The sequence below is a fragment of the Pseudomonas sp. S1_E05 genome, assembly GCF_056337105.1.
The window spans coordinates 5,547,342-5,558,837 of the sequence record NZ_JBFRHM010000001.1 but is presented as its reverse complement, the minus strand read 5'-3'; the positions used below and the strand labels follow the sequence as shown (position 1 = coordinate 5,558,837).

10 protein-coding genes are annotated in these 11,496 nt (G+C 60.4%); 4 read left to right on the top strand and 6 right to left on the bottom strand.

Annotated elements, in window-relative coordinates:
- Positions 1-112: 112 nt before the first annotated feature.
- On the bottom strand, positions 113-838 hold the full coding sequence (gene pgeF, locus AB4N33_RS25710) for a peptidoglycan editing factor PgeF (RefSeq protein WP_476458508.1): 726 nt from the start codon (positions 836-838) through the stop codon (positions 113-115).
- Positions 835-1,797, bottom strand: a complete 963-nt coding sequence (gene rluD / locus AB4N33_RS25705) for a 23S rRNA pseudouridine(1911/1915/1917) synthase RluD (RefSeq protein WP_460120771.1) — start codon at positions 1,795-1,797, stop codon at positions 835-837. Before rluD ends, pgeF begins: the two co-directional genes overlap by 4 nt.
- Positions 1,798-1,948: 151 nt before the next feature.
- Here rluD and AB4N33_RS25700 point away from each other — a divergent pair, with 151 nt between their 5' ends.
- The 4 genes from AB4N33_RS25700 (at position 1,949) to AB4N33_RS25685 (ending at position 6,245) form a co-directional block, all read left to right on the top strand.
- The gene (locus AB4N33_RS25700) at positions 1,949-2,971 is read left to right on the top strand and encodes an outer membrane protein assembly factor BamD (protein WP_460120769.1); all 1,023 of its coding nucleotides are present in this window, start codon (positions 1,949-1,951) and stop codon (positions 2,969-2,971) included.
- A 127-nt stretch (positions 2,972-3,098) separates the two neighbouring features.
- Positions 3,099-3,332 (top strand): PP0621 family protein, encoded by a 234-nt coding sequence (locus AB4N33_RS25695; protein WP_460120767.1) that lies wholly within the window; start codon positions 3,099-3,101, stop codon positions 3,330-3,332.
- Positions 3,322-4,911 (top strand): sensor histidine kinase, encoded by a 1,590-nt coding sequence (locus AB4N33_RS25690; RefSeq protein ID WP_476458507.1) that lies wholly within the window; start codon positions 3,322-3,324, stop codon positions 4,909-4,911. The genes AB4N33_RS25695 and AB4N33_RS25690 overlap by 11 nt, the downstream gene beginning before the upstream one ends.
- 2 nt (positions 4,912-4,913) lie before the next feature.
- Complete coding sequence (locus tag AB4N33_RS25685; protein ID WP_460120763.1) at positions 4,914-6,245, top strand: sigma-54-dependent transcriptional regulator; 1,332 nt, start codon at positions 4,914-4,916, stop codon at positions 6,243-6,245.
- 83 nt (positions 6,246-6,328) lie between these two features.
- Here AB4N33_RS25685 and thiO read toward each other — a convergent pair whose 3' ends face one another.
- The 4 genes from thiO to AB4N33_RS25665 are packed head-to-tail and all read right to left on the bottom strand — an operon-like array spanning position 6,329 to position 11,488.
- Positions 6,329-7,429 (bottom strand): glycine oxidase ThiO, encoded by a 1,101-nt coding sequence (thiO, locus tag AB4N33_RS25680; protein WP_460120761.1) that lies wholly within the window; start codon positions 7,427-7,429, stop codon positions 6,329-6,331.
- 57 nt (positions 7,430-7,486) lie between these two features.
- On the bottom strand, positions 7,487-7,894 hold the full coding sequence (locus AB4N33_RS25675; RefSeq protein ID WP_460120759.1) for a type IV pilin protein: 408 nt from the start codon (positions 7,892-7,894) through the stop codon (positions 7,487-7,489).
- A 14-nt stretch (positions 7,895-7,908) separates the two neighbouring features.
- Positions 7,909-11,019, bottom strand: a complete 3,111-nt coding sequence (locus AB4N33_RS25670; RefSeq protein ID WP_476458506.1) for a pilus assembly protein — start codon at positions 11,017-11,019, stop codon at positions 7,909-7,911.
- A complete protein-coding gene (locus tag AB4N33_RS25665; RefSeq protein ID WP_460120755.1) occupies positions 11,006-11,488 on the bottom strand; it encodes a pilus assembly PilX family protein in 483 nt (160 codons plus the stop codon). The genes AB4N33_RS25670 and AB4N33_RS25665 overlap by 14 nt, the downstream gene beginning before the upstream one ends.
- Positions 11,489-11,496: the final 8 nt, after the last annotated feature.

The following is an 11,496-nucleotide window of genomic DNA, read 5'->3' as shown; positions in this document are numbered from 1 at the left end:
GCAGGCCGGACCAATAAAACATCCTGAATGAAGAAGCCTGCCAGATACCGTTATAGATGCGGTCGATTCTGGGAGTTTCAAGCGTCCTGATGTTGATGCAGATCAGCCTAGTCTAGCGTTCGAGCCAGACCAGGGAGGCGAACCGACCGGTGCGCGGGTTGCGGCGGTAGGAAAAGAAGCGAGGATCGGTCACGGTGCAGAAACCGCCGCCGTATACAGCGCTGACGCCACGGGTCGCCAGGCGCAGGCGCGCCAGCTCGTAGATGTCAGCCATGAACTTGCCTTCGTTGCGACTGAGGATAAAGGCCTTGGTGGCATGCGGCATTTGATCGACAAAGGTTTGCCGTACTTCTGGGCCGACTTCAAAGGCTTGCGGGCCGATGGCGGGGCCGAGCCAGACCAACACGTTTTCGGGGGCAACGGCCAGGGCGTCGAGTGTCGCTTCCAGCACGCCCGCCGCCAACCCGCGCCAGCCGGCATGGGCCGCCGCAACCCGAGTACCGGCGCGATCGCAGAACAACGCTGGCAGGCAATCGGCCGTCATCGCCGCACAGGCTATGCCAGGAGTTGCCGACCAACTGGCGTCAGCGGTGGCGACCAGGCTGGGATCGGCGTGGGCCACGGCGATGCCGTGGACCTGCTTTAACCAGGCCGGCGCGATGGAAAAGTGATCGGTGAGGCGTCGACGGTTCTCGGCCACGGCTTCAGGCCTGTCCTCGACATGATCGCCAAGGTTAAGACTGTCGAACGGCGCCAGGCTGACGCCGCCCGCGCGGGTGGTCACACAGGCTTTTACCCCGGCAGGCGCTGGCCAGTCGGGAATCAGCCAGTCACTCATCCGACAAACGCCTCGCGATCCTGCTTGAGCAGGGTCAGCAGCCACACGAAGTCTTCCGGCAGAGGCGACTCCCAGCTCATGCGCTCGCCGGTAGTCGGATGCTCCAGCTCCAGGAACCGTGCATGCAGCGCCTGGCGGGGGAAAGTCTTCAATGACTCGACCATGGTCGGGTTCGCGGCCGGAGGAATACGGAAACGACCACCGTAGGCCGGGTCGCCGACCAACGGGAAGTTAATGTGCGCCATGTGTACGCGAATCTGGTGGGTCCGACCCGTTTCCAGCTTGACCCTCACGTGGGTGTGGGAGCGGAACCGCTCGAGCACCCGGTAGTGGCTGACGGCTTGCTTGCCACCTTCCATCACGGCCATGCGTTGGCGCTGCTGGCCATGACGACCGATGGGCGCGTTGATCTTGCCGCCAGCGGTCACCACGCCGATCACGATGCATTCGTAGATACGGCTGACGCTGCGACTCTGCAGTTGTGCAACGAGCTTTGTCTGCGCCTGAATGGTCTTGGCCACCACCATCAATCCGGTGGTGTCCTTGTCCAGGCGATGCACGATACCGGCGCGCGGGACGTTGATGATGTCCGGCACATGGTGCAGCAAGGCGTTGAGCAAGGTGCCATCAGCATGGCCAGCGGCCGGGTGCACGACCAGGCCTGCGGGCTTGTTGATCACCAGGATGTCGTCATCTTCATAGACGATGTCCAGCTCGATGTCCTGAGCGACCCATTCGCCCTGGGCTTCCTGCTCGGCGGTCAACTCAAGGACGGCGCCGCCGTGGACGATGTCTCGCGGGCGGATTACCGCCCCATCCACAGTCAGGCGGCCTTCTTTGATCCAGGCGGAAAGGCGCGAGCGCGAGTGCTCGGCGAAGAGTTGTGCGGCGACTTGATCGAGGCGTTGGCCGCCCAATTCGGACGGCACCTCTGCGCGAAGTTCAATTTTATCGGACATGCTCGGACTGGGCGTCGGCACAGCCTTTGGTTTCGGCTGCGCGCTTGTGGTTAAATACGGCGTCTTTTGCCCCGAGGCTATTCATCGGGGCGCTCATCATAACAGGACGGCCTCGCCCAAGACAGCGGCCGTCATAGGGACGCAAGCCGCCATGCAAGTGAAACACCTGCTGCTGATCGCCATCCTCGCATTGACCGCTGCTTGCTCATCGAAGGAAGTCGTAGACGAAAACCTCAGTGAAGTCGAGCTGTACCAGCAGGCTCAGCATGACCTGGACAACAACAGCTACACCGCTGCAACAGCCAAGCTGAAGGCGCTGGAGTCGCGTTATCCGTTCGGTCGTTATGCCGATCAGGCTCAACTCGAGCTGATCTATGCCAACTACAAGAACACTGAGCCAGAGGCTGCAAAATCAGCCGCCGAACGCTTCATTCGACTGCACCCGCAGCATCCCAACGTCGACTACGCCTACTACCTCAAAGGCCTGACCTCGTTCGACCAGGACGTCGGTCTTCTGTCGCGGTTCCTGCCGCTGGACATGACCAAGCGCGACCCGGGCGCTGCCCGCGACTCCTATAACGAGTTCGCCCAGCTGACCAGCCGTTTCCCGAACAGCCGTTACTCGCCTGATGCCAAGCAGCGCATGATCTACCTGCGCAACCTGCTGGCCGCCTACGAGATTCACGTGGCCGACTACTATCTGACCCGTCAGGCCTACGTCGCTGCCGCCAACCGTGGCCGTTACGTGGTGGAGAACTTCCAGGAAACCCCATCGGTCGGCGACGGCCTGGCGGTGATGACCGAAGCCTACCAGCGCCTTCACCTGGATGAACTGGCTGCCACCAGCCTGGAAACCCTGAAGCTCAACTACCCGAACCATCCAAGCCTGGTGGACGGTCAGTTCGTACCGTCCATGGACGAAGCCGACAACCGTTCGTGGCTGAGCAAGGCGACTCTGGGCCTGATCGAGTCCCGTCCACCGCTGCCGCCGGGAGAAACCCGCGCCAACCAGGACGTGCAGAAGCAGTTCCAGGACGCCAAGGATGCGATTCCGAACGAGCTCAAGCCTAAAGATGAAAATGGCGACGTGATCGAAGAAGAAGAGCATGACGCGGCTGGCAACAACGAAGACCGCTCGTGGTTCAGCTACATGACCTTCGGCGTGTTCGACTAAGACCTGCGCGCAATACCGAAAAGGAGCCCTCGCCGGCTCCTTTTTTATTGTCTGTCGAGCGCTGAGGCTGTGCGCTGCCCATGTCCTTGGCTAAACTGCTGAATCTCTCGTCATAAAGCAGCTCATCATGCTTCGTTTATTGTTCTGGATCGCCCTGATTGCCGCTGCGGTATGGTTCTGGCGCAAGTTCAAGGGACCGACCGGCGTGCCAAAGTCCTCCGCCGAACTGGAAGCCGCACCGATGGTTCGCTGCGCCCACTGTGGTGTGCACCTGCCACGCGACCGCGCGCTGAATCTTCAACAACAGTGGTATTGCAGCCAGGCTCACCTTGAGCAAGGCCCGGGCTCCAGTGAGCGCTGAGGCTTCCAGCCCCGATAGCAAACAAGCCCAGCGACTGCTGCGCCTTTACCATCTCTACCGCTTAAGCATCGGCATCACGCTGGTGCTGCTGATTTCCAGCAACCTGGATAATCAGCTGCTGACCTCAACGAATGACAACCTGCTTCGCAATGGCAGCTGGTTGTACCTGGTGCTGAACATTCTGCTGGTCGTGTTCCTCGAGAACATCCGCCGCCCTGCTCAGCTTTTCAGCTTGGCACTGGTCGATGTCCTGCTGCTGTGCAGCCTGTTCTATGCCGCTGGCGGTGTCGCCAGCGCCTTCGGCAACCTGCTGGTGGTCACCGTGGCGATCGGTAACGCCCTGCTGCGGGGCCGCTTGGGTTTGCTGATAGCCGCTGTAGCCGCACTGGGCATTGTCGGGCAGAGCTTCCTTCTGGGGCTCAGCCAACCCGCCAGCCCCAATGATTACTTGCAAGCCGCCACACTGGGCGCGCTGTGCTTTGCGGCGGCCCTGCTCGTGCAAGCGATGATGCAACGCGTGGAGGTGAGCGAGACCCTCGCTGAAAAGCGCGCCAGTGAAGTCGTGGAGCTTGAGGCTCTCAACGCGTTGATCTTGCAGCGCATGCGCACCGGCATTCTGGTGCTCGATGATCAGCGGCACGTGCAACTGGCCAACCACAGCGCCCTGGCCCTGCTGGGCCAAGACACGCTTGAAGGTCAATTGATCGACGACTGCTCCCCCACCCTGATCGAGCGCTTACACCTGTGGCAGAGCAACCCGACCCTGCGTCCCCAAAGCGTGAAAGTCGCCGGCAGCGGTCTGGAACTGCAACCGAGCTTCATTGCCCTGGACCAGAGCGCGAACCGCCAGACCCTGGTGTTTCTTGAGGACCTCGCGCACATCACCCAGCACGCGCAACAGCTCAAGCTCGTCGCCCTTGGGCGCCTGACCGCAGGGATCGCCCACGAGATACGCAACCCCTTGGGTGCCATCAGTCACGCCGCCCAGCTCTTGCAGGAATCGGAGGAACTCAACGGCGCGGATCGGCGTCTGACCCAGATCATCCAAGATCACTCCCAGCGCATGAACCGGATTATCGAAAACGTCCTGCAACTGTCACGCCGCCAGCAGACCGTGCCGCACCGGCTCGACCTGAAGCCGTGGCTGGAACGGTTCGTGGCCGAAAGCCGCGAGGGTGCGCTCGATAACCAGCAGATTCACCTGCGCATCGCAGAGGGTGATTTCAATACCCTGATGGACCCGAACCAACTCACCCAGATACTCGACAATCTGGTACGCAACGCCTGGCGCCACAGCGCTCAGCAGCACGAGCAGGCACAGGTCTGGCTCGATCTGTTCATCGATGCCGACACCCAACTGCCGATCATCGAGGTGCTGGACGACGGAGCCGGCGTGACCACCGAGCAACAGGTCCATCTGTTCGAGCCGTTCTATACCACCAGCGCTCAAGGCACGGGGCTTGGGCTCTATCTGTCCCGTGAGCTGTGCGAAAGCAACCAGGCCCGCCTAGACTTCAAATCACGCCAAGGCGGCGGTTGCTTTCGCATCACCTTTGCTCACGGACGGAAACAAAGTTGAATATGAGCCCACAGCAAAAAGTCCTGATCGTCGACGATGAACCGGATATCCGCGAGCTGCTGGAAATCACCCTGGGACGCATGAAGCTTGACACTTTCAGTGCTCGCAACCTGGGTGAGGCGCAAGCGTTGCTCAAGCGCGAGACCTTCGACCTGTGTCTTACAGACATGCGCCTGCCGGACGGCACGGGCCTGGACCTGGTGCAACACATTCAGCGACGCTACCCGCAACTGCCAGTGGCCATGATCACCGCCTACGGCAACCTGGAGACGGCGATCAACGCGCTCAAGGCCGGGGCGTTCGATTTTTTGACCAAACCGGTGGATCTCTCCCGTCTACGCGAGCTGGTCAGCAGCGCGCTGCGCATGCCCGCACCAAGCAGCAGCGTCGATCGCCGCCTGCTGGGCGACTCACTGCCCATGCGCAGTTTGCGCAAACAGATCGACAAACTGGCGCGCAGCCAGGCACCGGTCTACATCAGCGGGGAGTCCGGCAGCGGCAAGGAGCTGGTGGCACGGCTGATCCACGAGCAAGGCGCGCGAGCCAATCAGCCGTTTGTCCCGGTTAACTGTGGGGCGATCCCGTCGGAGCTGGTGGAAAGCGAGTTCTTTGGCCATCGCAAAGGCAGCTTCAGCGGCGCCATTGAAGACAAACCCGGACTGTTCCAGGCGGCCCATGGCGGCACGCTGTTCCTCGATGAAGTGGCGGATCTGCCACTGTCGATGCAAGTCAAACTGCTGAGGGCGATTCAGGAAAAGGCTGTGCGCAGCGTAGGCGGCCAACAGGAAACCGTGGTCGATGTGCGTATCCTCTGCGCCACCCATAAAGACCTCGATGCCGAAGTGGCCGCTGGACGCTTCCGCCAGGACTTGTACTACCGGCTCAACGTCATCGAACTCAGGGTGCCGCCGTTACGCGAGCGCCGCGACGATATCGAGTCGCTGGCCGGGCATGTTCTCAAGCGCCTCGCCGCAGTGACCGGCCAACCTGTGGCCAAACTCCATCCGAAGGCCCTCGACGCGCTCAAGGGCTATCGCTTTCCGGGCAACGTGCGGGAACTGGAAAATGTGCTCGAACGGGCGCATACCCTGTGCGAAAACAAACAGATCGAAACCGCAGACCTGCGCTTGGTCGAGGGCAACAGCAGCGCAGAAAACGGCGTGCCGGATCTGACCCAGATCGACAACCTGGAAGACTATCTGGAAAACGTCGAGCGCAAACTCATCCTCCAGGCCCTGGAGCAAACCCGCTGGAACCGCACGGCGGCGGCGCAGCGATTGAATCTGTCATTTCGGTCGATGCGTTACCGGTTGAAAAAACTCGGGTTGGATTGAAATTCGCTCCTACAGAGGTCTGTGTTCCCCTGTAGGAGCGAGCTTGCTCGCGATGAGTGCCCGGGCACTACGGGCACTCGCTCCTACAGTCGTCCGATAGGGGCATAGGGGGCTGGATCGATGATGGGGGTGCGGCCCAGCATCACATCGGCGAACAACTGGCACGAAGCAGGCGCCAGCACGAGGCCGTTGCGGTAGTGCCCACAGTTGAGCCATAACCCGTCAAAACCCGGCACTGGGCCAATGTAGGGAATGCCCTCCGGCGAGCCCGGTCGCAATCCGGCCCAGTGCCCGACCACTTCTGCATCCGCCAGCGCCGGAATCAATTCCACGGCCGTTGCCTTCAGGCTCTCCAGCGCCGACTCGGTCGGCGTCTTGTCGTAACCTTCGTGCTCCAGCGTGCTACCGACCAGGATGTGCCCATCCCGACGCGGAATGGCGTAGCGGCGTTTGGCCAGGACCATGCTTGGCAGGAAGTCAGCCGCACACTTGTAGAGAATCATCTGACCTTTGACCGGCTCCACGGGAAGTTCCAGCCCCAGGCCCTTGAGCAAGTCACCGCTCCAGGCACCAGCGGTCAGGACCACCTGATCGCCGTGAACATCACCCTTCGACGTCTGCACACCAACGACCTTATCGCCTTCACGAATGAATCCGCCGACTTCACATTGTTCGTGGATCGTCACGTTCGGCAGCGCCTGCAAGGCTGCCTTGAGCGATTTGACCAGCCGCGGGTTGCGCACGTTGGCCACATCGGCCATGTAGATGGCCCGGGAAAATCCAGCGCCCAATACCGGGACGGCATCGTGCACAGCCGAGATATCCACAGCCCGTAACGGTCGACCTTCCCGCTCGGCCCATTCGAGGGCCAGGGCTTCATCTTCCAGGTCCAACCAGTACAGCCCAGTGACGTGTACCTCCGGGTCCACTCCGGTGGTGGCAAACAGCCGCTCACCCAGTTGTGGATAAAAATCCTGCGACCAATGCGCCAGTGCAGTGACCGCCGGGCTGTAACGCCATGGGTACAGCGGCGAAACAATGCCACCACCGGCCCAGGACGCCTCTTGCCCGACACTCGCTCGATCCAGCAGCACAACGCTGTGCACTTCGGAGGCGAGATTGAACGCCGTCATCAGGCCAATCACACCGCCGCCGACGATCACTACTTGCTGTTGCATGGTCATGTTTCGATCCAAACGTTAGATAGACAGAGGGCACACAAAGCGCCCGAACGATGAAACTCAGCGGCCCCAGCAATCCTTCGTGGTCAGCCCGGACGCTGCGTTAACCATGCTTCTGACGCCGGTGTTGGTGATGGTGAAATCGCCGCACTTGTCAGTGGCCATGGCGCTGCCGGCCTTGCGGGTGGCGGTCAGCAGGAACGTCTGGTCCGTCAGGGTCGGGGTGATGGTGTAGAAATCGTTGCCGGTGCTCAATCCAGTGGCACCGGTGTAGACGCTGGTGGTGTTCTTTGAATAAAAACGCTCAAGCAGTTGCGCCTGCTCGGACAGCAAACCGGTCACTTCTGCCCGCCGTCCTTTTTTCACGTATTCGGTAAGGCTCGGGTAGCCAATGGTGATGACGATACCAATGATCGCAATCACGATCATGATTTCGATCAGGGTAAAACCTCGGTTGGATCTGCGCATGCCTGAACTCTCACTCACTGAATTTGCCGCCACATGATGCGACGGCTACCGCCGCCGGCCTTCTCCACCAACGTAGTGGGTGTTCCACTGGAGTCGTTCACGACCTTGCGCGCTCCGCCGTTGACGATGGCATTCAACATCGGCATCCCCCCGGAGAACACCACCCCGCTGGATATCGTGTCCGCACTGTCGACTACCCCGTCGCCATTGGTGTCGAGCACGGCGTAGTTGAGCATCTTACCGCTGAACGCATCCAGTTCGATCAGCTTGCCGGTTCCGAAACTGGCGCAGGGGTCCGTGGTATCGACCGCCGCCGTGGTGAAGACGATCCGCCCCAGCACCAAAGCGGCCTGGTTGATGACTCGCTCGCCGGTCAAAAGGTTGTTGTAGACCAACGGCAGATACCAGCCCTTTTTCCCCGGATAAATCACTTCGTTCTGACTGGTGGTGACGAACTGTCCCGAACTTCCCGAAAACACGCCCGTGATCGACTGGGCCTGCAAACTGGACGTAGTGATCTGACCCGAGCCACCGTCCGCATCCCACACCGCATAAAACGCCTGTAGATCCTTGTTGGTCTTGTCCACGGCCTCGTTGAATTTGCCGGTGCCAAAAAACACCACCTTGCCGCCCAACGAGTTATCGGCCAGCAACGGCTGCGCCGTGATCGGCTGGGTAGTACCGCCCGCCGCCGTGAACAAAGGCTTGCCGGAAAACGCCACGCCCCAACTGTCAGGGCTGACACTGCTCAAATCGAATTTCCACAACTGCCCTTCCAGGTCACCGCCATAAGCGGCCTGCACCACATTCTGGGAGTTGACCTTGAGTTTCACCGAGGAGAGGCCGTTATTGGTGTCGCTCGGGTCGACGACGATCTTCCTGATCAGCGAGCCATCGCGAATATCCACCACATACAGCGCTGCTACACCGGAGTTACTGCCATAACCGTTGGCAATGAACGCCGCCCATCGACCATCGGCCAAGCGTGCCACGTCCGGGCGCGCATAGGCATAACCCAGATCATTGAAAGTGTTTGCGGTATTGGCTGTAGCCGGCGCACTGAGCTCCCACAGCGCCTTGATCGCGTTACCCGCCGACGCATCAAACAGCTGCAATGCGTAAAACGTCTTACCGCCCGCGCCTGTGCCTCCCAGTGCCAGGGTTTTCCAGGCGCCGGCCAGTTGCGCGTCGAATACGCCGACCTGTCCGTCGACCAGAAACTTGTGGCTCACACCGTTGATATAGGTGGTGTCAGCGATGTAACGCAGAGATGGCAACACACTGGATGGCATATAGGCATAACGCCGGGCGCCGTTACCTGCATTGATCACACTGACAAAACCGTCGTTGCCATTGACCACCAGGTTGCTGTTCATGTTGCTGGCTTTGGTCGCCAGATAGTTGCTGTAGCTGGTGTCGTTCGCCAGATCGGACGCGGTTTGTTCCGTGGGCGATGCCAACACCAGGGGCGAGTTGATAATGTCACCGAGCAGAACGGTACGGGTTTTCAACCCGGTCTTGTTGGTGCCTTTGCTCCATTCCACCAGATCGCTGCCCGTGATGCCGGTGGGCAGGCCTTGATTCAGTACCGTCTGCTGCGCCGGAGCGAAATTGGCGAAAGCCAGAGCCACAGGGGCGTTGCTGGCGCTGTTCCAGGACTGATAAGTCGGCGCGGTGGCGCCGGGCACGATGGCGGTGTCGGTGGTCCAGAGCACCGAAGAGGTGTTCACCGAACCGGTAGCACTGAAACCATAGGATTTGATCGTGCCACGCCAATCCTTGGGGTCGTAGCTGGTTTGATAGTAAGCAGATCCGACCCCGACAATGGCGCTGCTGGTAGTGCCGCTGCCTCCGGAACCGGCTTTGGAGGTGATATCGCTCAGCGCCGAGGCCAATGCCGTACTGAGCCCGGCACTGTCGGTTGCCTGATAATACTTACCCTGCCCGTAGCTCGCGGCATCCGACAACATCTGGTTCGCAGCGGTGAAACCCACGGTGTAGGTGTTCATGTTCTGTTTGGGAAAATCCACCGCATTCCAGCTTTTGCCGGCGGCGTCGGTGCCAGTGCTGCGCATGTCGATGTCGAAAGCGAACTTGGCAATGTCGTCCAGGTACAGGGTGTCGCCCTCGCCGTCTCCATTGAGATTGTCGCCATCGTTCGCGCTGTTGCCGTCCCAGTTTGGCAGGCGGCTGCCCCCAAGCGGATCATTGGTCGCAAAGGTGCGGTCGTAAGTCGGCAAACCATCGGTGATCACCACGCCATAGTTTTTCTGGCAGCGATATTGGATCGGGCTGGTGTAGGTCGTGGGCGTCGAGTTGTAGTACGGCGCCATGCCGCGCATGTAGCGGGTGATCTCGTAGTAGGTTTCCGCCAACGGGGTATTGGCGATCGCGCTCAAACCATTGATCGAATTGATCAACGCGTTGTAGTTGGCGTCTGCCTGCGCTTGGGTGACACTGCCACTGACAGGGGACAGGTCGCTGATGCCGCGGGCGATGAATCCTCCGGGGCCTGGGTTGCCGCTGGCGGGAGGGTTGAACGTCGACAGGCCGATCCGCAGCGAACGGTTGTTGCTGACCAGGCTGGTCGAGACATCCTGCGCAACGCTGATCCGGTTATCATTGGGAATGGCGCCGGTGGTGTAGTCCCGGTTCGCCCCGTTGGCCTGTGAAACCAGGTAAGACAGGTAGTTCGCCGTGTAACGGGTATTCTGATTCCCCACCGGGTCCGGCAGCTTCAGGCAAATTGACCCCAGCCCCAAGAGTCCTCGATAGAAGCCGAACCAGTTGCCGTTGGTCGAACAACCGCCACGGTTGAGGCTCGATAAAGCGATGTTGGTATCGCTCATGTCCAGGTTCTGGCCGCCAAAACACGAAAAACTGGAATTGCAGTTCGCAATTTGGGGACGGTTCGCCGTCGGATCAAAACCTGGCGCCCAAATGATGTTGTTCATGCTGCCCGAATCATCGATGAGCAACATCACGTTGGGCGGTACTGCCGCTGCACTCAGCAAAGGTGAGTCCGAAGGCGTGAACGCGTACACCGGGGCCGACAGGTACGCTCCCACCGCAACGCCACACAGCCATTGCCGCCACTTGTGCACGCGCGAGTCAGTACTTGGCATAAATGCTCTCCACCACGCTGCGCACGTTGTTGCCCACGATGGCCACTGCCGTGATGCGGTAGAGCGTCGCAGAGGTGTTGCTCGGCACGTTCACCGCGTTCAGCGAGGCGCCGATGTTTTGTACCCCATAGAAACCGTTGGCCACACCGACCCAGGTTACGCCCGACGTCGCGTTTACCCCGGCGGTGGTGAGCGTTGCCGATTCGGCAGGCGGTGCACATTGGGTGGTGCCGCTGCACACCGGCAGGGTGAAGGTGCTCATCTGCACCACACTTTCACCGATACGCAGCACGGCTTCGGCGTTCTGGAACGACTGGTTGCGCAAGGTCACACTGCTGGCCATCTTTTCTTGGAGCGTGGCGTTCTGCATCGACGAAATTCCGATAAGAGTCAGCAGTAAGAGGAATACCAAGCTGACCAGCAACGCCATGCCGCGTTGACCGCCAGGGTTCATGGATTGAACATTCATCAGTCGCC